Genomic DNA, 21050 nt, shown 5'->3' on the forward strand with positions numbered 1-21050 from the left:
TGCGAATTTTTATGTAAACTTGAAGCCAGCTGTCCACAAAGACAGGCGAGCAGCCTCTGAAAATAGCCTTATCGATAAAAGGTTTGTCGCCAGAAATGTCGTACAGATAAAACAGCCGTATCCAGAAATGAATTTTCTGTTCCGTTTCAAGCGCCAATCATCACAGGCACGACGGAAGTGGGCAGAATTGTGATATGTGAGTCTTACACGTCTTTGGGAGATGACCCGATATGCCCATGGCAACCAGCCTGAGAGAGTTACAGGAACAGATTCGTGAGCGTTATGATTCGCTCAGCAAGCGGTTACAGCAGGTCGCGCACTATGTGTTGGATAATACCAACAGCATCGCGTTCGATACCGTTGCGGTGATTGCCGAACGCGCGGATGTTCCTCCCTCAACGTTGATCCGCTTCGCCAACGCCTTTGATTTCAGCGGCTTCAATGAAATGAAACAGCTATTCCGTATGAATCTGGTGGAGGAGACGGCAAGCTATACCGACCGTGCACGGCTGTTTCGAGCGATGGAAGCTGACGCAGTGCCAGAAACGCCGTTGGATATTCTGCATGAGTTTGCGCGCTCAAACGCGCAGGCGATGCAACAGCTGGCAGCACGCACCCCGCAAGAGGATCTGCAAAAAGCGGTCGATCTGCTGGCGCAGGCGGACACAATTTATATCGTGGGGCTACGGCGCTCGTTCAGCGTCGCGACCTACCTCACCTATGCGCTCAGCCACCTGGAAAGCAGTGCGATTCTGGTCAACGGTCTGGGTGGCATGTTTCGCGAACAACTCAGCCGCGTTAACTCGCGCGATGTGGTGGTCTCCATCAGCTTCTCACCCTATTCACAGGAAACCGTGATGGTCAGCGAGATGGCGGCTAAAGCTGGTGCGCGACAAATTGTGATTACCGACAGCCAAATCAGTCCGCTGGCAACGCTCAGCGACGTTTGTTTTGTGGTGAAGGAAGCGCAGGTTGATGCGTTCCGTTCACAGTCTGCCACGCTGTGTCTGGTGCAGTCGTTGATGGTATCGCTAGCCTATCGGCAGGGAAACGGCGCAGAACAGAGCGAAAAACAGCAGCGCGGCTAGCCGGAACTATTTACTTAGCAGGATGAACATATAGGGAGACCCGTTTTATGCTTCAAGTCATCGCACAGGATTTTATTAAACCTGAGATGATTAGAAGTGAGATAAACAACTAAGAGAATCTGAGATAAATGGGATTTAGTGGAACCACTGGGGATTTATCGGGATAGATTACTGTAATTACCTTTCACATACTGTAAAAGAAACAAGGGCAGAAAATTTAACTCTTCTGCCCTTAATTTTACTCTTCGCTGTCAAACAAATCCAGATTCGGCTGTCGGCTTTTCATCAGGCGTCGATGAACACGATGGATCAGCTTTCTCAGACCACGTTCAGTGATACCATATTTTGAACTTAGCTCGGCCCAGTTATTGCCTTTGTGCTCGTCGTAAATATGTAGATCACGCACGGCCAGCTTATAGACATAGTCACGTGGGAACGTGAAATTTTGCCCGCCGAAATGTTCAGCCAAAAAATTAGCCACAGCCAGCCCCAGTTGTTCAGCGTGTTCGGCAGAGCAGCCGTAATCTGTTGCTGTCTCTGCAACGTGATCGGCTAGTTCAGACAGCAGCTTATGACGCTTCTCTTCCATCGGTGTGATCATGATTTACCCCTCACTGGACAGACTGGGCCTTGCGTTCGCGGGCCTGCCATTTCTTTAGTGATTCGATAACACGGCTAGCCTGGTCTGTACTGAGCCATTCCAACCGCCCGACGCCGGTGATGCGATGTACATAGGCGTTGATAGCACGTTCAGAACTGTCACGAACGTAGCCTGCATCAGCCATTTCCAGCCATAACGCACGTATTTTCTTAGACTGTGCGTCAGTAGCCGTGATTTTATGAGGCTTTGTACTTTTGACTTTGAAACCCAGTTGTTTCATTGCATCCAGTACCTGTTGCAGTTGCCGTTCTGTCATATCCCGCGTGCTGTTGACGCCCGTATAGTTGACCAGAAACTGACGGTATGTATCGTCATCCAGTTTGCGGTCACGCTTTGCAACGTGTATCAGTTTAATTAGCTGGTTTCTGTTCATCGCCATCCTCCCGCCACACCGCTCCGCACATCAGAACGGCGGCTGGGCGACGTTCATGGATAGCATCCAATACCAGAATGCATGACTCTTCTGTCAGATAAAGATCATCCGAGACAGGCATTGCTTCGCAAGCATCAAAACCACAAGCTGAAACAAGTAATACAAAGCCGATAATCATGCGTCACCTCCGCACTCACACACACCAATAAATGCATAAGTCAGCGTATTTGGGGCATCAGCAGGCGATACATCATCCAATGACAGTTCTTTAACACCGTCGCCAAACTGTATTTTAACGAGGTCATTATTTACTTCTATTACGGTGACTTTTTTAGTGCTGTATCTAATATTGGTGCTACGTTGGGACTGTTTTACTCGTTCAATGAGAATATTGACCTTATCCCCAGCTTTAATTGATGATTTATCCACAGGGAGCATTTTGTCGCATTTGGTGCAGCGGTATTTATTCATTACCTCTCCCTCCCACAGCCTTAGCTAATTCGTCACAACGATCTTGATACCCGCGTGTATAAGCTAGTGCTTCAGCCTGCGATTGTGCTTTTTCTGGTGAATATTCCACCCCTAATCTCTGCACCAGACGCTGCAATTTCTGTTCTTTCTGATAATCAATCAGAGTCGCCATGCCATTTAAACGAAACTGTTCGATCATGATTTCGACGTCTGCCATTTTACTTGCCAGCGCGACTTCATTACCGACACCATTAATACAGCGGGCAGCTTCGACAACCAGTTCGCCAGTCTCTTCCGTCAGTTTCACCATCTGTGCTTCAGGCCCCCATTTCTTGAGAGCCTCCTTATATAAAGAAGAACGGTTCACATAACGCATTTTCATGATGGCAGTTCCTCCGATTTAGGGTCTTTACGCAGGATGTTGATCTCGTTCGCTGCGTTGCTCAGGGTGCGCAGTGCCAATTCAGGGGTGTTTTCCTGAATCTGACGGGTAGCCAGGCGGATAAATTGCGCCGTTTTCTCCAGGCGTTTTACAGGTGGTAAATGGGCCATAATCATTCTCCAAAATAGTGTTTTACTGAATTACGGGTGCAGAATTCCCCGGCGTTGACGCCGAAATAAAATCAATTTCATTTTTTAATAATTAAATGGCGGCGATATCTAATGAGATATTTATTAATTTCCCCGACTCGTCTTTTTCACGAAAATTAATGTACGTCTTGGATACCTTCACCATTAATGACTCTGAAATTGCCTCCATGGCTTTTTTCCATCGATCATCCTCAATTTTTACTGTTCGCAGAGACAAAATGCGTGAGGTGCTCAGGTTTCCTTCTTTATCTACCTGGAATGCATCGTCGATTATCGCCCGCAGCTTTTCATCGGCTCCCTTTGACCACTCCTTGACGCATTCGTCGATCAGTTGCTTTGCGATCTGCAACTCAGGGCCGAACGTCAACGAATCCTGCACCTTGATACTGATTTGCTTACTGCCGTCAAACGACGAAAACGTTACATTCCCCTTAACGCCCCCGCGAGTGCGCCCGTATTTTTCGGCAACCAAATCCAGCCAGGCATAGCAATTATCGAACGACTTTTTTTTGAATTCGCGCAATTCGTCGTTTTTCAACTTTGCGTCACGGATAGCATCATTCACAAATGCATCCATTTCCTGATCGTAATCAGACACCTGATTAATTGGCACCAGACGACCTTTACGGTCAGTCATATAGTCGTTTTTATTAATTTCAGTCATTGTTATTTCCTCATTAATGGAGAGATTCAGACCAGATAATGCGGCAACCATGTTGTTCAAACATGCCCTGGCGAAAGCGGCCTGTGTGGTTAACGCCAAATTCGGTATAAATAGCCTTGCCGTTTTCCAGCATTTTTGCGCAGTGACCATTTCTTGCAATACGGATAACGGGCTTACTACCGCACATCATGACGCTCTGAACTGTCGCATTCATTGCTTTCAATGCCGCCATCGCCAGTTGCACGTCTGCCAACTGCTGCTTAATGTTCGGTATCGATTTCATCTAAACCCCCTTAACCACATCAGCATTGACGACAGGCACGCCAATTTCAGCGGCCAGATTCATCGCGGCAATCATCAGGTTGCTGACGGCCAGCGGGTACAGCAGACTAACGATGCTCTTGCGGTTGTTAACGGTATTGCTCAGTCGTGCCCGGATAGCGTCAATCGCGCTGTCATCAACAATTTCAGCCAGCTTTTTGCCTGCGCGACCAAACTTGAATTGCAGGAAATCGGCCAGGGAATTATCCAGCGGCAGCAGCTCGACGACTTCACAGCGCTGGACGACTTCGCGGACTTCCATGTTGCGTTCTGACAACTTCACCGCCAGTTCTGGTTGGCCGATCAGGACGATTGACAGCAGCTTTTTAAACCCGCTTTCCAGCTCAAAGAACCGCTTCAGATGCTTCAGCGTGGGGATCGGCAGACTGTGGGCTTCCTCAATCACCAGAACGTGGCTGTAACCCGCTGCGCAACTGTCCTTCAATACGCGGTGTAACTGACGAAAACGGGCGTCTTGACTGCGCTTGATGCCCTCTAACGGCGCGATAGTGCTGATAATCGCCTCGGCAATCGCTGCCGCTTTCAGCGTCTTGCCTTTGACGTCGTTGTCTTCCATTGCCAGCACATACGGTTCGATGACGATGATCGGGGCGTTTTCTCTGTTAATGCGTTCAATCAGGTCGCGGCGCAGTGTCGATTTACCCGCACCAGACTCGCCGATGACGGACATAAAACCGCCGTGGCGGGCGGTCTGATAGAGCGCTTCACGCACGTAACGGATATCCGGCGTGGTGAAAACGTCTTCTGCGCTTTGCATCGCGTCATCAGCGAACGGGTCGCGGAACATGCTGAACGCTTTTTTTGTAGCTGGACGTAGTACCTGTTTTTTCAGTAGCATATTTTCTGTCTCCTCATCATTTGCCTGTTGCAGTGGGACGTCTGTCCCGGTGGTGATGCTTGCTGCCGGGACTTCTTCAAACGCCCCGTTTGGATCGATACCGCGATGTGACAACATGCGGGAAATACTCTGCCGGATACCCTCGGCGTTACGCTTTGGCCAGATACCGTGATTCACCAGTTGCGCGATTGCAGGCTGTGATATGCCTGCGGCGGTCGCCAGAGCGCCCTGATTGATCCCGTGGTTGGCCATAATGGTTTTCAGTTGCAGCATGTCCCCCCCTTATTAACGAATGCCAACGACGTTAGCGGCGGCAGGTGTCGCAATCAGCAACTCGACAACGTTTTCAATTTCATCAGCCGGAACGCCATCAGGGTATTGCGCGGCTAACTGCTGGTAATGCTGCGCCGTCCAACTGTGCCCGTTTGCCGTCAGTCGCTCACGCAGCTGCTTCGCGGCCTCAACATGAGTCAGCGGACGCTGTTCGATACGCGGGCCGCGAACCTCTGACGCCGTGCCACGTTTCGGCAGATATGACGGCAATGTCGTGTCATCAATGCTGCGGTAGGGATCGAACCGCCCACCAAACGGAACCGCGTTAGCTTTGCGCGATGCGGCTGCGGCCTCTGCGGAGTCCGTTCCCGTTACCAGTTGTTCAATCTGCTGGTTAACGTGCTGGGTAACGGTATCAGCGGGTTTCTTGTAGCTTTCGCCGATAATCGCGGCATTGGTTGAGAAGCCAAATTCGTTCTCTGGTACTTCTTCGACCAGGTGAAAGACTTCATGGCCATCTTCGCCCGTCAGCACGATCTGTGCTGCGTCGGTACGCCACGGATTACGTGTAACCATGACGAACTCGCCGACCATGACGCCTGGCACACTCGATACATCGTACTGGCGACCCTGAAACGAGATTTCGAGCGTCGCTTGAACCTTGCGACGTTCCGGCGCAGCGATGGCCAGTTCGCGACAAATAGCTACAGACGGTGCTTTAATCAGTTGTTCAGCCGTCACGTGCAGCCAGATGTTGTTACGGGTTTGCCCGTGGCGGCTGTGTATTGCTGTCGCGTTGAAATGGCTGCGCCACTTCTTCGCCATCGCGTTCAGCTCATCCAGGCTGTTTACTTCAACGAACTTCAATCCCGGCTCGAATTTGCGTTCGATAGTGTCCCGCGCTTTCTCGACTTGCCCCGTGGCGCGGGCGTTTCCGGCTTTGTGAGCAATCATTTCAATGCCCAGCGATTTGCACAGATTGCGCGTCATCGCTGCGGTGTTTGCAGAGCCGGGATCCATGAACAGGATTTTCGGCACACCGTGAAGCACGTCAGCGCCACCGCGCTCTTGCATCGCGTTAATCAGTACCGAGCAGAGGTTTTCACCAGATTCAGCGCCCAGCACGTACTCAACGTAAATCCAGCCGCTGGTGTGATCGGTAATCTCATAGCTCCACACGCGGTCATTCGCGATACGTGCCAGATTTTTCGGCTTGTTTTTATAGAACTGGTCATTGCTCATTACCTGTAATCCGGTCGTTTTTTTGCCGTTTTGCAGGTAATAGAGTGTGCAAATTGACGCATCAATCAGCCAGCAATGGTTCGGGTGTAGGCTGGCGAGTCTGGTGCTGGGTTCCGGTGCCATCAGCTGATCGGGATGCACGCCGTAACCGCGCATCGCACGAATGATGGTGCTTTCTGCCAGCGGACGAACTTCACCTGTCGCCGTATCTGCAAATTCAGCCGTAATCATGTTGTTTGCCCGCAGCTCTGCGACAGCGTCAGCAACTGAATACAGCCGCTTGCCGTTCTTACGCGTGGACTCCGTCAGCAGCGCGGAAATCATTAGCGCGTCATCGCGAGTCAGTGCGCTTTTTCCGGCATCATTTCGACGTTTACGGGTAGCAGGCATAGAAACCTCTTTCAGCTTGCGTAACAGCGTTGCGCGAGACAGCCCCAGCTCAGCGCAGGCCGTGTTGTAGATAGCGCCACGTCCGCCGTGTGCTGCGTTGCGTGCGGCCTGTGCTATTGCAACCAGTCGTTCTGTCAGTGCGCCGCTCATTGTTGCCACCATTTCCGCAGGCGGTGAATTAACTGACGCAATGCCGCGTTGATTTGCTTGCGTATCGGCTGTGGCGTTTTATCCGCGAACATGCGGGCTGAGTGAAGACGCTGGCGTCGAGCGCGGATTCGTTCCCTCTGTGCCTGCAAGCACTCGTCAGCATTAGCCAGTTTTTCACCCAATTCAGCGGGCAATATCCCGTTGTTATTACTGTTCAGGTTATTAACGGTCATGGTTATTGCCCCTGTTTTTTATGATATTTTGATTTCTCTTCCTCTGAATGCAGGTGTGGAACCAATGAAAGACAATAAGTATCTAAAGGAACAATTAAGCAAAAAGAGTGAACACGTAGACGACTGGTCGACGGGTGTTTTTCTTGCAATGCTTGATCTGCTAAAAGTGATGGCTCATGAACATCCCGAGGTGTTACGTCGTCTTGAACCTCAGTGGAAACAGGCCTATGACGATTACAATCGCGCTGAGCAAAACAAGCATGTTGGTGAGTCAGCTCGCTTGCTTGAAGCTCGGAAGATGCTGTACGGGATGCTGAAGTCGTTTGGAGCATTTGAAACGCCTCCTCGCGACTAAGCAGGCATTTACCATCTGAACGGGTAGCCTCTCGTAATAACTGTTCTACGCGAGCCTGCATATCAGGCTCGTATTGAATCTGTCGGGTTTTACGCATCAACAAGTACTCCATTGCATCAGCAAACGGCGCGGCGTCATCGGCAGTCACGTAGATATCACCGTGACGAGTCTGAATGGTGAAGCCGTTGCGCATATCAGGAACATGGTGGTGCAGCGCGTGGCGTAGCACGTCTGGGCTGTCCATTACCGGTGTATTACTCATGGTTGTTCTCCTGTGACTCTTTCACCCAATCAGGAGCGTCATCGCGGTGTTCCGGTAAATCGAACTGGTTGCGTAACGCATTCAACTGCAACTGGAGGTCATCGATAATTCCCGCCATCAGGCCAATGTGAAAAATGCCCGTGCGTTCGGTGTGATCGGCCAGTGCGTTAAAGCCGCTTTTCAGTTCAACCAGCGCGGCAATTACGCCGTTTTTAAACCCCGCCACCTCGGTCTCTATTGAAACGCCCTCGGTATCCGGTGTCTCTGTCGCTGCACGACGTGTCAGACGAGTGCGGAAGTCGTCGCGCTCGTTCTTGAGGTTGTCGATTTCATCTTTCTTCTCTGCGACGGTCTGGCGGCTGATATCCAGATCGATTCTCAGGTCTTCTTTTTCTTTGGTGTGTTTGGCGATCATTTCCTCTGCCAGCTCCAGCAACACCGTTTTGTCGCCGTCTTTGGCGGCTTCAATCAGTGCGCTTTTCTGGTCTTCCGGCAGGCGGCGGAACTGGCGCAGTTCACGGTAGCCGATGCCCATACGGGACATGGAATCAAGGGCCTCTTCGCCGAATGATTGCAGGTTGTTTATTGACTCATTGGCGTGTTCAGGTGTGTACCCTAGTAAATTGCAGAATTCAGACCACGTTCCTGAAAACTCAAGACCGTCTTGGCTTCTCTTTCCTTTAAGGGATTGGTATAGCTTGTTTTCTTTCACAAAAGCCATTTTTGAAGTCAAGACAGTCTTGGACAATTTGGCGAACGCTTCAGCCATCTGCGCCTGCCCTAATAGCTGGTTCAGCAGGTCACGTTCATCACTGAATTGGTCTTGTACACTCGCAATCAGTTGCTGTGCGCCAGCGATTTCAGGATTCAGGTTGGCATCAGGCATTAAGTTTGTTGTTGGGGATGTAGTACGTGCCATCGTTATCTTTCCTCGTTGTTAGCGACCGCCAGCCAGAACGCGCTGGTTGATTTCATTGATGCGCTCTTGTGCGCGGCTCATTTCGTTACTGTGTGCAACGGCGATTTGCAGAATCTGCATGCCCAATGCAAAGCGACCGTTCTCCAGTTTGATGGCCATCCCCTCTTCAATCAGGGTGTTCAGCGCACGGTTAATGTTGGCTGGGGACTCATCCAGTGCCTTAGCCAGATCGCTGTTTGAGACGCCATTCAGCGTGTGGCCGCGCAGGGCTTTGAGAACGCGCAGAATGCGTGCGCCAGAGCTGGAGGTTTGGGGTTTATTCATAGCGTTTGCTCCATAGGCTGTACTCGCCATGCGATATCAGCATCCAGCAAATGAATACAACCCACATCAGCAGGCAGGCCGAACTTTGCGTAACCATCACAGCGGATTGTGGTGTATGCCGGACGAGCAGGGATTGCGGGAACATGGCGTACAACAGTCGCGGGTTCGGATTGACCACGACCATTTACTGGTTTCAGTAATACGCGCATGCCGGGTGTTAGTTGGTTGGGTTTCATCGCTTTACTCCACTTCATTCAGAATGCCAGGGATAACCTCTGCACCAATGGCCACGGATAGATCGCGTAGAATTTTGTAGGTCAGCCGTCCGCGAGGGAGATTCGTTTTCCCCGCCCACCGCGCCACCGCTTGTGTGACTGTGCGGGGTTCATAGCCGCCACACAGCGCGAACTGACGAAAATTGCTGTCACGCTCAATCAGACGGGCTTGAATCTTTCGTTTGTTCATAGTGTTCCCGTTGGGTTATTGTGTACTCAATGTGTTTAATTGTACCTACGCAAATTGCGTATATCAAGGAATTGATCAACAAAATGAGTATGAGTGAGTCCGAGGTTGTTATATCTAGATTGAAAGAAATCTACAGCGCCCCCAGCGATAACGCCTTATGTCTCCAAATTGGCGTAAGTCCTCAGACACTTAGCAGTTGGAAATCAAGGAACAAAGTTCCATACGCAAAATGCGTAGATATCAGTAAGCAAAAGGGAATATCGCTAGATTGGTTATTGACAGGATCTGGTTCAATGCTGAGAGGCTCGGTAGATAATCAAGAACCTACTTTCAGTAGAAGTGATTTAACTTTGCTTGAGCTTTTAAATCAGCTAGACCCAGATGTACGAAGGGACTTGCTGCGAGGCGCTGAGGAAAAACAGCGCATGATAGACATGGAAAAGAAACTTCAAGAATTGTCTGCTGAGCTTGAACGAGTTAAAAAAACGGGCTGATTTGTTCCTATTTGGAACTGATTTTCATGGTTCACATTGCGTAAATTGGTTTTACTGAGGTGTCTATAATGGCTTTGGTTCCTTGTTCTGAATGCGGTAAAGAGATTTCAGATAAGGCTATTGTTTGCCCCAATTGCGGTATCAAGCGAAAAAAAGATCTGGGTAACGTAAAGGGTTGCTTAGGTGTAACGTCGATTTTCATTGTGGTTTTTTTTGTTGTTCTATTTATTTTTTCATTATCAAAACCGAAGCAAGATACAAAACCGAACGCTATAGATGTTTGCAAGATGATGCTGCGTATGCAATCTGCTAATCCTGATAACGTTCAAATTGATGACATTAATGGTGTGAAGTATGGGGATGAAATTACATATGAATGGACACCATTTACATTAAAACTACAAAATCAGCATGGAGCATTGGTTGGCGTTTCTGCAACATGTGTTACCGATACGAAAATTAATGATGTAGTACGGTTCATCCTCCCTGAAATCAAGTGATTAAAATATAAACAGAGTTTTTAATTTTTACACACAGCAAGGAGTAGTGATATGCGTTACCTCTGGATTTTTGCAGCCTCTTTAACCGTTCTTGTGGGCTGCTCTACTAAAAATTATGGCCGTCAGGGTGAGATCACTCAATACGAGAAAGACACGATGACGTGTCGTGAAATTGAGTTAGAGGAAGCTAAGGTTCATGGCTATCTCAATCATGTAGAGAAAGAAAGCCAATTTGATGGCCGTTCTGTTCTGTCGTTCCTAGGAGATTTTGGTATCGGAAATACGATGGAGAAGAACAGCGCATTAGAAAGTGCGAATACTCGCCTGGCGCAGTTACAGCAGATGCGAAGCCAGAAAGAGTGCACCTCTGGGGTTACTGCGGTGACTAAATAATGACAAAGCCAGCGGTAAGCTGGCTTTGTTTTATGATGTTGTGATTACAGTAAATATCTAAACGTTAGAAGCTAACCGTTCTTTCAGCAGATAACCTTCCAGCGGCCAGATTTTGTTGATGGCATTTTGGCGTGCGACTTTACGGCCAATTTCCTCGTTAAAGTTTTCAGGACTGGCGCAGGCGCTTTCTCCCGTGACGGTAAAGCCGTTCGCTAGTTCCAGTACGCAAATTGTCAGCAGTTTGTGAGATTCGCGCGGAACAGCGGTGCGCAATCCGGGTGGTGTGGCTCCGCGAACGCCATCGGCAGCAGTGAAATAGACCTCACTCGCGATTACACTCTCAATATGCTGTGGGGTAATTCGTGGTGCTGTTTTACCTGTTGCCTGAATATCATTCTCAATATCTTGCTTGTTCATAATGTCCTCTGTGATGTGATAAAAATGCCTCGCCATATTGATCGCTGAGGCGGGGTAAATAATCTGTCCGAGGGCAAATTACAAAAGCCACCTCGCCGCCCACAATGTCCCTGCTCGTTGTTATTTCTTTCAACACCAGGGAATCACCATGTCACTTATTCATAAAGTTTTTCCACATCGGTTGCGTAGCTGGATCCTCCTCTCCGTCCTGTTGCTTATCGTTATTGCGCTGGTTTCGCCCGCCCAACTCAGCGTCACCGTCTATAAATTGTCGCTGGTCTCGGTTGCTGTGGTGCTCGGCTACCACCTCGACCGCGCCTTGTTCCCCTATGCCAGCCCCGGCAGTTACCTGATTGATGACTGGAAAAAGACACAGGGTAAACCCGTGCCTGGTGTCGGTGGCCGTAATGAACCGGAATACCCGATTGCGACGGGGTATGAGCATGTGTTTGCCGCCGTTCTGCTGCGACGAGCGCTGATTGTGCTGGCTGTGGTACTGGGCGTGACGCTGGGGCTGTGACGATGCGTGCGCTAATCCTCTTGTCGCTGCTACTCAGTGCGTGTAATCCCGCCCTTGTTTTGGCTGATATCCCGACCGATGCCCGCCGTTACCAGAGCGAATTAACGCGTAATGCCCGTGCGATCTGGGGCATCAATGCCCCAGTGGCGACGTTCGCCGCGCAAATCCATCAGGAATCGACGTGGAAAACTAACGCCCGCTCTCCCGTTGGTGCTGTTGGGCTGGCGCAGTTTATGCCCGCGACGTCGCAGTGGATTGCCGGGATTTATCCTGCCGAGCTGGGAGCTAATCAGCCCTATAACCCATCATGGGCCATACGTGCACTGGTGCAGTACAACCACTGGAACTGGCAGCGCATCCCGGTAACGGCCAGTGACTGTGATCGGATGGCTTTTACTCTGTCGGCTTACAACGGCGGTCTGGGCTGGGTACAGCGTGATCGCAAGCTGGCCGAGCAACGCGGTCTGGATAGCTCACGCTATTGGGGTCAGGTCGAGTCCGTTAACGCAGGACGCACGCCAGCCAACTTCCGCGAGAATCGCGGCTATCCCGACCGCATTATTCACCGCTGGCAACCGCTCTATGCCAATGCAGGCTGGGGGGCGGGGGTGTGCGATGACTGAAGCCATCAAGGTTTTTGCCCGGTATCTGGTGTGGGCGGGGTTGATTACCGTGACTGTGTTTATGATCCACAGCGCAGGCTATAAGCAAGGTGTCGCAGATACCCAACTGACGCAATCCAGCGCTGAAACCCAGCAGGCCGCTGGCGCCCTAAACGATTTCATCGCGGGTACTCGCGAACTCACAGCTAACGCTAATCTCGCCAGTCAGCAACTGGCACAACAAATCAACGCCCGCCAGGCTGCGGACGAACAATCAACAGAGGCCATCCGTGCAGCTCTCAAAAAGACAGCTAACAGCCGTGTTATGTGCATGTTTGACGCTGACGTCATGCAGCAACTCGCCGCCGCACGCGAACGCGCCGCAACCGCAGCCACAACCGGTATTACCCGCGAGTCTGGCAGTGCCGTGCGAGCGTCCGGTGGCAGCAGTCAGTAACAGCATGGACGATATGGCCATTGCGCAAAAACAGCTTTATGACCAGTACGGCCTCTGTGCTGGCCGACTGATTGACGTTATCAAATGCGCCCAGGGAGGCGACTGTGGGAATAAATGAACTGAGTTTCAACTGGCAGTTTTTGCAGTGGATTGTGATGGCCGTTGTGGGGATTTATACCTGGCTGATCGGTCGTCAATCTGCCAGTCAACAGGAGTTGCTGGAGCTGCGCACCCGCATCACGACGCTGGAAGCGCAGGTGAAACAGGTGCCAACGCAAGCACAGGTTACGGAACTGATTAGCAACCTGAGCCGCACCGAAGCGGGGCTAAACGGGCTTATGACGCAGGTTACCGCGATTTCTCGCCGTACAGAGACGATCAACGACTATCTACTGCAGAACAAATAAGAGAGGGCGTGGTGAACAACAGTTTTTCCAATTTTTTACGCGAAGATCAGCGGCTGGTCATTCTGCGTTTTTTGTCTGAAATGCCCAGCTACAGCAGCAACAGCTCGGTGATCTATTCGGCGTTAACCCGTTATGGCCATGCGCCCAGCCGGGACCAGGTCAAGTCTGAACTGCGTTGGCTAGAGGAACAGGGGCTGGTCACTGTTGACGATATCGAAACCGTGCTGGTTGCCAGATTAACCGAACGCGGTGCAGATGCAGCGGCTGGCCGTGCGATGATCCCCGGTGTCAAACGTCCTGCTGCGGGGGGATGAGATGGGCCGTAAATCCACTATTCATAAGTTGCCAAATGATGTCCGGTCACACATCGAACGCCGACTGCGAGAAGATGCGCTGACGCTCGATGAGCTGATCGCTGACATTCGCCAGCGTTTCCCCAACGCCGACGAGACGCCGTCTCGCAGCGCATTAGGCCGCTATAAGCAGTCCTTTGAGCAGGTCGTGTCCCGCATGCGTGAACAAGACCAGATGGCAAGACTGCTGGTGAGTGAACTCGGTGAAAACCCCGACGAGAAAGCCGGTGCGCTGATGGTGCAGGCCGTCACCACGTTAACAACGCATGCCGCATTTGAGGCGCAGGCAGAAGAAACTCCCGATATTGATACCGTGCGCCATCTTGCTCGTGCCGCTAAAGATGTCCTTCAGGCACGTAAAGCCTCTATCGACGAGCGCAAGGACATCGAACGCACAGCGCGTGAGCGTCTGCTGCAAGAACAGAAAGAGAACCTCGACAAAGTGGCCAGTGCGCAGGGACTGAGTGAAGATCAGGTGCAGTTCTGGCGCGAACGTGTGCTCGGGATCAAGTAATGAAGCCATTAACATCAACGATACGTACCGTCGAATGGGACGAACTACCCGCCCGCGCCCGTGATATCCCGTTTGCGTTTAATCCATTTGTTGATGGTGTGCTGATGGCGCATCAAATCGAGTGCCTGAAATTCAATAAGTCCATTCTGGCCATTCCTAAAGGGCGACGCACGGGCATTACGTTTGCCTGGGGGTTGAACTCAACATTGATTGCCGGGGCGCAGAAGGTTGCGGGGGGGAATAACGTCTTTTATATCGGTGACACCAAGGAGAAAGGGCTGGAGTTCATTGGCTATGTTGGTAAGTTCGCCCGCGTTATCGCCCAGCAACAATCTCAGGATGTTTCCAGCATTGAGGAATTTCTTTTCGACGATCAGGATGCCCAGGGAAATACCCGACAAATCACCGCCTATCGTGTGCGATTCGCCAGTGGCTTTCAGGTTACTGCACTCTCATCTCGCCCCGCGAACATTCGTGGACTTCAGGGGGTGGTCGTTATTGATGAGGCGGCGTTCCATGCTGATGTTCAGGGCGTACTCGATGCCGCGACGGCGTTGTTGATCTGGGGTGGCCGTATTGTTGTGATCAGCTCGCACAACGGTAAAAACAACCCGTTTAATCAGTTTTGTCTGGATATCGAATCTGGACGATATGGTGATGATGCGGCCATTTTTACCGTGACGTTTGATGATGCTGTGGCTAATGGTCTCTATGAGCGCGTGTGTGCGATGAGTGGCGAACCCTGTACCGTTGACGGTAAAAAGACCTGGTACAGCCGTATCCGTAATGCATACGGGCCGCGTAAATCGGCAATGCGTGAAGAACTGGACGCCATTCCGCGTGACGGTAATGGGGTGTGTATCCCCGGCGTGTGGATTGAACGCGCCATGCCACAGGAGCGTCCGATTGTTCGTCTGGCGCTGGATGATGACTTTATCAATTTGAGTGAGTCAGAACGCGAGTCTTGGGGTATTGAGTGGATTGAACATTATCTGCGACCCGTGATGGAGGATTGCCTCGATCCTGATTTACGCCATACGTTCGGGATGGACTTTGCCCGCCATCGCCACTTTTCTGTGATCTGGCCATTTGAAATTACCCAAACGTTACGGCGCGTTGTCCCGTTCGCCATCGAACTGCACAACGTACCATCCGGTCTGCAACAGCAAATCTTGTTCTGGTTCATTGACAACCTGCCCCGCCAGTCGGGCGGGGCTATCGATGCGACAGGCCCCGGCATGGTGCTGGCCGAGTACACCGCTGACCGCTACGGTCGCCCGCGCATCGCCGAAATCACGCTGAACCGAAAATGGTATGGCATCTGGATGCCTAAGTTTACCGGGCTGTTTGAAGACAACATGATTGACCTACCGCGTGATGAGAACATTGCGCAAGACCTGCGTACGGTAGAAACCATCGATGGTGTGCCGATGGTTGCGGCTCTGGAACGTAAAGACCTGAAGGATGCAGAACTGGTTCGGCACGGTGACTCAGCGATTGCGGGTTGCCTGGGGAATTATGCCGTTCTAAATCTGGCTGCTGAAATTGCCTTTCAGTCTGCGGGCCAGCGCAGTGTCTACCAGCATTTAAATGGCTATGGTGCCTCATCATCGGACGGTGAAATTACGGATACGGGGTTTGGCACGGTGCGCGGCACGAATGATTTTGGAGGATATGTATGAGTCTGTGGCAACGTCTGACAGGGAAAACCAAACGCCCAACACTGGGGCAGGAAATCGCCAGCACGGGTGACGGCAACGATATTACTCGCCCATGGTTGGGGGCATTGGCACAATCGGATGACAGCGTTCTGCGCCATCGCGGGGCGCAGGATCTACAGATTTATCGTGAGGTGCTGGCAGACGATGAAGTGAAATCGGCACTCACGCAACGCCAGGACGCGTTGTTGTCTCGCGAAATTCAGGTCGATGCGGGCGGAGAAAACCCGATTGATATCGCCGCAGCGGACGCAATGCGCCAGCAAATTACTGAGCTGGGGTTTGACCGCATCACGCGCATGATGCACTACGGCGTATTTTATGGTTATGCCGTTGCCGAATTGATCTACGGCGTCAGAGATAATTTGCTGTGGATAGAGGACGTAAAAGTTCGCGACCGCAGGCGATTTCGCTATACGCCAAAAGGGGATCTGCGATTGCTGATCCCGCGCAATATGGCTGAAGGGATTGAATGCCCAGCGCCATATTTTTGGCATTATTCCATCGGTGCCGATCACGATGATGAACCCTATGGACTGGGGCTAGCCCACTGGCTCTACTGGCCTGTCTTCTTCAAGCGTAACGGCGTTAAGTTCTGGCTGACGTTCCTGGATAAATTCGGGATGCCGACGGTTGCCGGAAAATATCCCGCAGGGGCGACACCGGAGCAAAAACGTGACCTGCTGGCACTGACTCGCGCACTGGCCACTGATACGGGCGTGATTATGCCCGATGGGATGGCCATCGAACTGTTAGCCGCAGGCCGTTCCGGTGCCGCAGATTATCAGTCGCTGTATAACGCCATGAATGAGGCCATTCGTCGTGTCGTTGTCGGCCAGATATCCAGTTCGGGCGGTGCGTCAAAAGGGATCGGCGGCGATGAGTCGCTGCAATCTGATATTTTGAATTCGATAGCCAAATCGGATGCCGACCTGATTTGCGAGTCGTGGAATCGCGGCCCTGGCCGCTGGTTGACTGAGTTGAATTTCCCTGGCGCAGCGGCGCCGCAAGTATCACGTATTTTTGAAGAGCCGGAAGACCTCAAATCACGTTCAGAGCGTGACCGCAACATTGTGGAATCAACAGGGTTCCGACCGACGCTGGGCAATGTCAAAGACACTTATGGTGGGGAATGGGAGCCAAAACCCGTAGAGGTGGCAGGTACGCCTCCAACCAGCTTTGCTGAACATCAACATGAACCCGATGCCCCAGCCCGGATGGCCAGCCGATTAAACGCCGAGCTTCAGCCCGTCACAGACCGGTGGATCGCGCAGATACGTGAACTCGTCGATAACGCCGATTCGCTGGAGCAGCTGCGTGACGGACTCACTGACCTGTTGCCCGAAATGAACATCGACGACTACGCCGAAACCCTCGCGCTGGCGATGAAAGCTGCCGCGTTAGCGGGCCGTAATGATCTGCTGGAGGCAATGAATGGCCAGTAACGTCAGCTATGGTTCGCTCCCGTTCCGTGAGCAGATCGGTTTCTTAGAGCGAAAGCTCAATACGAAAACCGATGCCTGGACGGACGTCTACGGTGCGGAACACGATAATGAATTTATGGTCGCCGGGGCTAATCGTGACGATCTGGTTGCTGATTTGCGCACAGCGGTAGAAAAGGCTATCACTGGCGGCACGCTGGAGCAGTTCCGCAAAGAGTTTGCGGCCATAGTCCAGCGTTACGGCTGGAGTTATAACGGCGGCTTTGAATGGCGCTCTCGCGTCATCTATGAAACCAACCTACGCGCGTCGTATATGGCTGGCCGCTATCAGCAGCTAATGGCGATGCGTGAAACGCACCCGTACTGGGAGTATGTTCACAGCGACGTGGTTGACGAGCCGCGCACAGAGCATCTGGCGTGGAATGGCATGGTGCTGCGCTGGGATGATCCGTGGTGGATTTACCACTTCCCGATCAATGCCTGGGGCTGTCAGTGCAGCGTGATTGCCCGCACAGAAGACGACATTAAACGGATGGGGAAAGCAGGCCCGGATACCGCGCCGCAGATCACTTTTGTCGAGCGGGTTATTGGTCAGCGCAGTCCGGGCGGGCCACGTACCGTGTTTGTGCCGCTGGGCATCGATCCGGGATTTGAACACACGCCTGGACGCACCCGCGAGTTTAGCCAAGTGCCGCCGCCGCGTGGTGATGATCCGCTGACAGCTGACATATCGCCAGACAGTCTCTCTACACCGTCCACGGGTTCCCCAGCGCTCCCGCCGCCGCAGCCCGCCACGCAGCAATCTGACAGCGATAACGCTATCAATGCGTTTCTGTCCGCGTTCCAGGCATCACTGACACAGCCTGCTGTCTTCACCGACGCAACGGGCCAGCGCCTCGCTATCGGGGCTGACATGTTCGCCGCGCCGAACGGTAACGGCCAGATAGCCGAATCTGACAAGCTCCTACTACTGGCACAGGGTATTCAGTCCCCGGATGAAATTTGGGCGCAGGTGGTGTTCTCTCCTGAGCAGCAGCAATCCGTCGTCCACCGTCGCTATCTGGCCCGCGTTGCGTTGCCCGATGCGTCTGTGTCGTCTGTTGTGTTTGAAACCGGGACGGATGGCTGGGCTGGCAATGTTGCAGCAGATGAAACCCTGTTGCAGTCTCTGCGCAGCGGCGTGCTGTTGTATCGGCGGGAGAATTGAAGATGGCTGGCGCAACTCTGGCTTTGGACTATCGTGATGCGTTGCAGGTGCTGCTCGCGATTGATGACACGTTAAAATTTCCACAGACAATGTTGCAGGGTATGGGAGAACGGCTGCTGGAGTTGCATCAGCAGCGATTTACGGAACAAAAAGCCCCAGATGGCACGGCCTGGCAGTCGCTCTCTTCCCGCTATCAGAAGCGTAAGCGCAAGAACACTGACAAAATCCTGACCCGCGACGGTTATCTGCGTAATACGCTGCGCTGGCAGGTTAACGCCAACGAGCTGTTATTCGGAACTGACCGGGTTTATGGGGCGATTCATCAATTCGGTGGCACGATACAGATTGCTGCACGCAGCCAGCAGGCGTATTACCGAACCAAACGCAACCGCGACGGGAAAACAGAGGTCGGCAATCAGTTCGTCAGCAAGAAAAAGTCGAACTTCAGCCAGTGGCACACGTTGCCGAACTACAGCATCACGATCCCCGCTCGCCCCTGGCTAGGTGTATCAGCCACGGATACCGAGCGTTTACTGGAAATAGCCCGCTCGTCCCTGCAACGTAAAAAAGGCGGATAAAACGCACGGTGTGCCATTGAGCGCGGTTTGTCGTTCAATGGCCGCAGTTGCCTATTGCGAACGTATTATAATAGTTTTTAATAACGTTCCTGACAGTCTCCCGCCCTGTCTCTGCCGCATCGCGAACCATCCCGCCCAGAAATTATCTGAACGAGGGCAGATTACCCCGCCCGCGCACTGCGTCATCATCGTCCCGTAATACAAAACGGACGATAACAATGACCACGCAAACTTCTACTGCAACACTTGCTGTTTTCGCACCAGGGACTCATACCGCAGTCGATGGGCGGACGGTAACGTTCACGCTCGATAACTGCATCGATCTCGCTAGCAGTTATGACCCTGCGTTATCTGAAGCGCCATTTGTGATCGGTCATCCGAGCCTGACGGCTCCTGCCTATGGCTGGGCTAAACGTTTAGAAGTGCGTGACGGGCTGGTCTATGCCGAACCAAAACAGGTTAATCCGGCGTTCGCCGAAGCGTTCAATGCGGGCAGCTACAAGAAACGCTCACTGTCTATTTACCTGCCTGACACGCCCAACAATCCAAAACCCGGTCATTACTATGCCCGCCATGTCGGTTTTCTCGGCGCGGTTCCGCCGGCAATAAAAGGCCTACCTGATGTGCAGTTCTCAGAAGCCAGCGGCGATAACGCACCGCTGGAGTTTGCGCTGCCGTTTGAAACGGAGTTGCTGGCCGATCTGCTGCGTGGCGTCCGTGACTATCTCGTCGAAAAAGAAGGCAGCGAGCGTGCTGACCAAATCCTGCCGCAGTGGCGCATCAAATCGTTAGAAGAGATGGCCACGAAGGCGAACAACTCTGTTATTCCCCAACTGGCGTATGCCGAGGAGCACCCCGTGGATGAAAAAGAACAAGCGTTGGCCAAACGAGAAGAAGACCTGGCCAAACGTGAAGCCGCCCTGGCGCTTAAAGAAAAGAATCCGAGCACAGCGACCACCACAACCCCAGCTGACGAGCTGGCGAAGCGTGAAGCCGATCTACAGGCGCGTGAAGCGAAAATTGCGGCGCAAGAGAAAGCGAACGCAGAGGCGGGAAAAAAGCAGCGCCGTGACGATATCACGTCATTTGCCGACAGCCTGGTGACTGCCGGAAAAATCCTGCCGCGCCAGAAAAACTCGCTGGTTGAGGTGCTGTTCAGCCTGGGCAATGAGCCGATTTCGTTCGCCGATGGCTCCGCGTCTGTCAGCGAAAAACCGGAAGTGCTGCTGCGCAAGCTGCTGGAAGAAAAACCCAATGTGATGGACTTCTCCGAAAAGTCACTCGGCACAGGCAGCGAGCCGCTGGATTTCGCTGATGTGAGCGCCGTTGCTGATCAGGCGCGTACCTATCAGGCCGAGCAGTTGAAGCTGGGGCGTTCGGTGTCTACCACCGACGCAGTCAATCACGTCAAGAATCAGGGGAAATAAATGAATATCCCAGGACTGATTACCGGGCACAAAGCCGAGAGTGCCGTTACCCGTCGCCGCTTGATTGTGCGGGGCGATGTTGAAGGGGCGGTCACTCAGGCTACGGGTGGAACCGCACTGATTATCGGTGTGAGTACCGCTGTTGATGGCGTCATCGGTGACACGGTGGATGTGATCCGCAGTGGCCTGGCTCCTGTCACCTATGGTGCCGACGTTATCGCTGACCAGCCGTTGACGTCCGATGCGGAAGGTCGGGCTATCCCCGCGACTGCCGGGACGTTTGTGATCGGCTATGCCGAATACGACGGCGCAGAAGATGACGTCGGCTCGGTCTGGATTGCACCAGGGCAACTGTCGTAGGCAGTTGGCAGTCAACACGC

General features: G+C 52.4%; 32 protein-coding genes and 1 pseudogene. 16 read left to right on the top strand and 17 right to left on the bottom strand.

Going from position 1 to position 21050, the window contains the following annotated elements:
* The first annotated feature begins 230 nt into the window (after nt 1–230).
* A complete protein-coding gene (locus DUT67_RS14660) occupies nt 231–1088 on the top strand; it encodes a MurR/RpiR family transcriptional regulator (RefSeq protein ID WP_048259401.1) in 858 nt (285 codons plus the stop codon).
* A gap of 238 nt (nt 1089–1326) precedes the next feature.
* Here the strand turns inward: DUT67_RS14660 and DUT67_RS14665 are convergent, their stop codons facing one another.
* From DUT67_RS14665 to DUT67_RS14740, 16 genes and pseudogenes are all read right to left on the bottom strand, one after another.
* Nucleotides 1327–1689: a Mor transcription activator family protein gene (locus tag DUT67_RS14665; protein ID WP_113632195.1), complete on the bottom strand. Its 363-nt coding sequence runs from the start codon at nt 1687–1689 to the stop codon at nt 1327–1329.
* A 10-nt stretch (nt 1690–1699) separates the two neighbouring features.
* Nucleotides 1700–2122, bottom strand: coding sequence for a gp16 family protein (locus tag DUT67_RS14670; protein ID WP_113632194.1), 423 nt, complete (start codon nt 2120–2122; stop codon nt 1700–1702).
* A complete protein-coding gene (locus DUT67_RS14675) occupies nt 2100–2300 on the bottom strand; it encodes a hypothetical protein (RefSeq protein WP_113632193.1) in 201 nt (66 codons plus the stop codon). The genes DUT67_RS14670 and DUT67_RS14675 overlap by 23 nt, the downstream gene beginning before the upstream one ends.
* Entirely contained in the window at nt 2297–2593 is a 297-nt protein-coding gene (locus DUT67_RS14680) for a hypothetical protein (protein ID WP_113632192.1), read from the bottom strand. The genes DUT67_RS14675 and DUT67_RS14680 overlap by 4 nt, the downstream gene beginning before the upstream one ends.
* A 91-nt stretch (nt 2594–2684) precedes the next feature.
* A pseudogene (locus DUT67_RS14685) lies at nt 2685–2975 on the bottom strand (hypothetical protein); the annotation flags it as partial.
* Entirely contained in the window at nt 2972–3145 is a 174-nt protein-coding gene (locus DUT67_RS14690) for a hypothetical protein (protein ID WP_189339501.1), read from the bottom strand. The pseudogene DUT67_RS14685 and the gene DUT67_RS14690, both read right to left, overlap by 4 nt.
* 91 nt (nt 3146–3236) lie before the next feature.
* Nucleotides 3237–3848 carry a DUF3164 family protein gene (locus tag DUT67_RS14695; protein WP_113632191.1) on the bottom strand — a complete coding sequence of 204 codons (612 nt, stop codon included), beginning with the start codon at nt 3846–3848 and terminating at the stop codon, nt 3237–3239.
* A 13-nt stretch (nt 3849–3861) separates the two neighbouring features.
* Nucleotides 3862–4131, bottom strand: coding sequence for a hypothetical protein (locus tag DUT67_RS14700; RefSeq protein WP_113632190.1), 270 nt, complete (start codon nt 4129–4131; stop codon nt 3862–3864).
* Nucleotides 4132–5301 (bottom strand): ExeA family protein, encoded by a 1170-nt coding sequence (locus DUT67_RS14705; protein ID WP_113632189.1) that lies wholly within the window; start codon nt 5299–5301, stop codon nt 4132–4134. It lies immediately after the preceding gene.
* A 12-nt stretch (nt 5302–5313) separates the two neighbouring features.
* Nucleotides 5314–7083 (bottom strand): DDE-type integrase/transposase/recombinase, encoded by a 1770-nt coding sequence (locus DUT67_RS14710; protein ID WP_113632188.1) that lies wholly within the window; start codon nt 7081–7083, stop codon nt 5314–5316.
* A complete protein-coding gene (locus tag DUT67_RS14715) occupies nt 7080–7316 on the bottom strand; it encodes a hypothetical protein (protein ID WP_113632187.1) in 237 nt (78 codons plus the stop codon). The genes DUT67_RS14710 and DUT67_RS14715 overlap by 4 nt, the downstream gene beginning before the upstream one ends.
* 2 nt (nt 7317–7318) lie before the next feature.
* Complete coding sequence (locus DUT67_RS14720) at nt 7319–7933, bottom strand: hypothetical protein (protein WP_113632186.1); 615 nt, start codon at nt 7931–7933, stop codon at nt 7319–7321.
* Complete coding sequence (locus DUT67_RS14725; RefSeq protein WP_113632185.1) at nt 7926–8852, bottom strand: hypothetical protein; 927 nt, start codon at nt 8850–8852, stop codon at nt 7926–7928. Before DUT67_RS14725 ends, DUT67_RS14720 begins: the two co-directional genes overlap by 8 nt.
* Nucleotides 8853–8870: 18 nt before the next feature.
* Complete coding sequence (locus DUT67_RS14730) at nt 8871–9176, bottom strand: helix-turn-helix domain-containing protein (RefSeq protein ID WP_113632184.1); 306 nt, start codon at nt 9174–9176, stop codon at nt 8871–8873.
* Nucleotides 9173–9412, bottom strand: a complete 240-nt coding sequence (locus DUT67_RS14735; protein ID WP_113632183.1) for a hypothetical protein — start codon at nt 9410–9412, stop codon at nt 9173–9175. The genes DUT67_RS14730 and DUT67_RS14735 overlap by 4 nt, the downstream gene beginning before the upstream one ends.
* 4 nt (nt 9413–9416) lie before the next feature.
* Nucleotides 9417–9641, bottom strand: coding sequence for a hypothetical protein (locus DUT67_RS14740; RefSeq protein ID WP_113632182.1), 225 nt, complete (start codon nt 9639–9641; stop codon nt 9417–9419).
* Between the two features lie 83 nt (nt 9642–9724).
* Between DUT67_RS14740 and DUT67_RS14745 the strand changes: the two genes are divergently transcribed.
* The 3 genes from DUT67_RS14745 (at nt 9725) to DUT67_RS14755 (ending at nt 11028) form a co-directional block, all read left to right on the top strand.
* The gene (locus DUT67_RS14745; protein WP_113632181.1) at nt 9725–10135 is read left to right on the top strand and encodes a helix-turn-helix domain-containing protein; all 411 of its coding nucleotides are present in this window, start codon (nt 9725–9727) and stop codon (nt 10133–10135) included.
* A 68-nt stretch (nt 10136–10203) separates the two neighbouring features.
* The gene (locus DUT67_RS14750; protein ID WP_113632180.1) at nt 10204–10635 is read left to right on the top strand and encodes a zinc ribbon domain-containing protein; all 432 of its coding nucleotides are present in this window, start codon (nt 10204–10206) and stop codon (nt 10633–10635) included.
* Between the two features lie 51 nt (nt 10636–10686).
* Nucleotides 10687–11028, top strand: a complete 342-nt coding sequence (locus DUT67_RS14755; protein WP_113632179.1) for a hypothetical protein — start codon at nt 10687–10689, stop codon at nt 11026–11028.
* 57 nt (nt 11029–11085) lie between these two features.
* On the opposite strand, the gene DUT67_RS14760 is transcribed toward DUT67_RS14755, so the two are convergent.
* The gene (locus DUT67_RS14760) at nt 11086–11445 is read right to left on the bottom strand and encodes a Gp49 family protein (RefSeq protein WP_113632178.1); all 360 of its coding nucleotides are present in this window, start codon (nt 11443–11445) and stop codon (nt 11086–11088) included.
* A gap of 148 nt (nt 11446–11593) precedes the next feature.
* Here DUT67_RS14760 and DUT67_RS14765 point away from each other — a divergent pair, with 148 nt between their 5' ends.
* From DUT67_RS14765 to DUT67_RS14820, 12 genes are all read left to right on the top strand, one after another.
* Nucleotides 11594–11965, top strand: a complete 372-nt coding sequence (locus tag DUT67_RS14765) for a putative holin (RefSeq protein WP_113632177.1) — start codon at nt 11594–11596, stop codon at nt 11963–11965.
* Between the two features lie 2 nt (nt 11966–11967).
* Nucleotides 11968–12588, top strand: coding sequence for a transglycosylase SLT domain-containing protein (locus DUT67_RS14770; RefSeq protein ID WP_113632176.1), 621 nt, complete (start codon nt 11968–11970; stop codon nt 12586–12588).
* Nucleotides 12581–13024 (top strand): hypothetical protein, encoded by a 444-nt coding sequence (locus DUT67_RS14775; RefSeq protein WP_113632175.1) that lies wholly within the window; start codon nt 12581–12583, stop codon nt 13022–13024. The genes DUT67_RS14770 and DUT67_RS14775 overlap by 8 nt, the downstream gene beginning before the upstream one ends.
* A 104-nt stretch (nt 13025–13128) precedes the next feature.
* A complete protein-coding gene (locus DUT67_RS14780; RefSeq protein ID WP_113632174.1) occupies nt 13129–13431 on the top strand; it encodes a DUF2730 family protein in 303 nt (100 codons plus the stop codon).
* An 11-nt stretch (nt 13432–13442) separates the two neighbouring features.
* Nucleotides 13443–13745, top strand: coding sequence for an ArsR family transcriptional regulator (locus DUT67_RS14785; RefSeq protein ID WP_113632198.1), 303 nt, complete (start codon nt 13443–13445; stop codon nt 13743–13745).
* A 1-nt stretch (nt 13746) separates the two neighbouring features.
* Complete coding sequence (locus tag DUT67_RS14790; RefSeq protein ID WP_113632173.1) at nt 13747–14298, top strand: phage protein Gp27 family protein; 552 nt, start codon at nt 13747–13749, stop codon at nt 14296–14298.
* Nucleotides 14298–15980, top strand: coding sequence for a hypothetical protein (locus tag DUT67_RS14795; RefSeq protein ID WP_113632172.1), 1683 nt, complete (start codon nt 14298–14300; stop codon nt 15978–15980). Before DUT67_RS14790 ends, DUT67_RS14795 begins: the two co-directional genes overlap by 1 nt.
* On the top strand, nt 15977–17461 hold the full coding sequence (locus DUT67_RS14800; RefSeq protein WP_113632171.1) for a DUF935 domain-containing protein: 1485 nt from the start codon (nt 15977–15979) through the stop codon (nt 17459–17461). The genes DUT67_RS14795 and DUT67_RS14800 overlap by 4 nt, the downstream gene beginning before the upstream one ends.
* Nucleotides 17451–18665 (top strand): PBECR2 nuclease fold domain-containing protein, encoded by a 1215-nt coding sequence (locus DUT67_RS14805; RefSeq protein ID WP_113632170.1) that lies wholly within the window; start codon nt 17451–17453, stop codon nt 18663–18665. Before DUT67_RS14800 ends, DUT67_RS14805 begins: the two co-directional genes overlap by 11 nt.
* 2 nt (nt 18666–18667) lie before the next feature.
* Nucleotides 18668–19243 (top strand): phage virion morphogenesis protein, encoded by a 576-nt coding sequence (locus DUT67_RS14810; protein WP_113632169.1) that lies wholly within the window; start codon nt 18668–18670, stop codon nt 19241–19243.
* A 218-nt stretch (nt 19244–19461) separates the two neighbouring features.
* Nucleotides 19462–20670: a peptidase gene (locus tag DUT67_RS14815; RefSeq protein WP_113632168.1), complete on the top strand. Its 1209-nt coding sequence runs from the start codon at nt 19462–19464 to the stop codon at nt 20668–20670.
* Nucleotides 20671–21030: a capsid cement protein gene (locus DUT67_RS14820; RefSeq protein WP_113632167.1), complete on the top strand. Its 360-nt coding sequence runs from the start codon at nt 20671–20673 to the stop codon at nt 21028–21030.
* Nucleotides 21031–21050: the final 20 nt, after the last annotated feature.

The organism is Pectobacterium peruviense, from assembly GCF_003312355.2.
Classification (GTDB): Bacteria; Pseudomonadota; Gammaproteobacteria; order Enterobacterales; family Enterobacteriaceae; genus Pectobacterium; species Pectobacterium peruviense.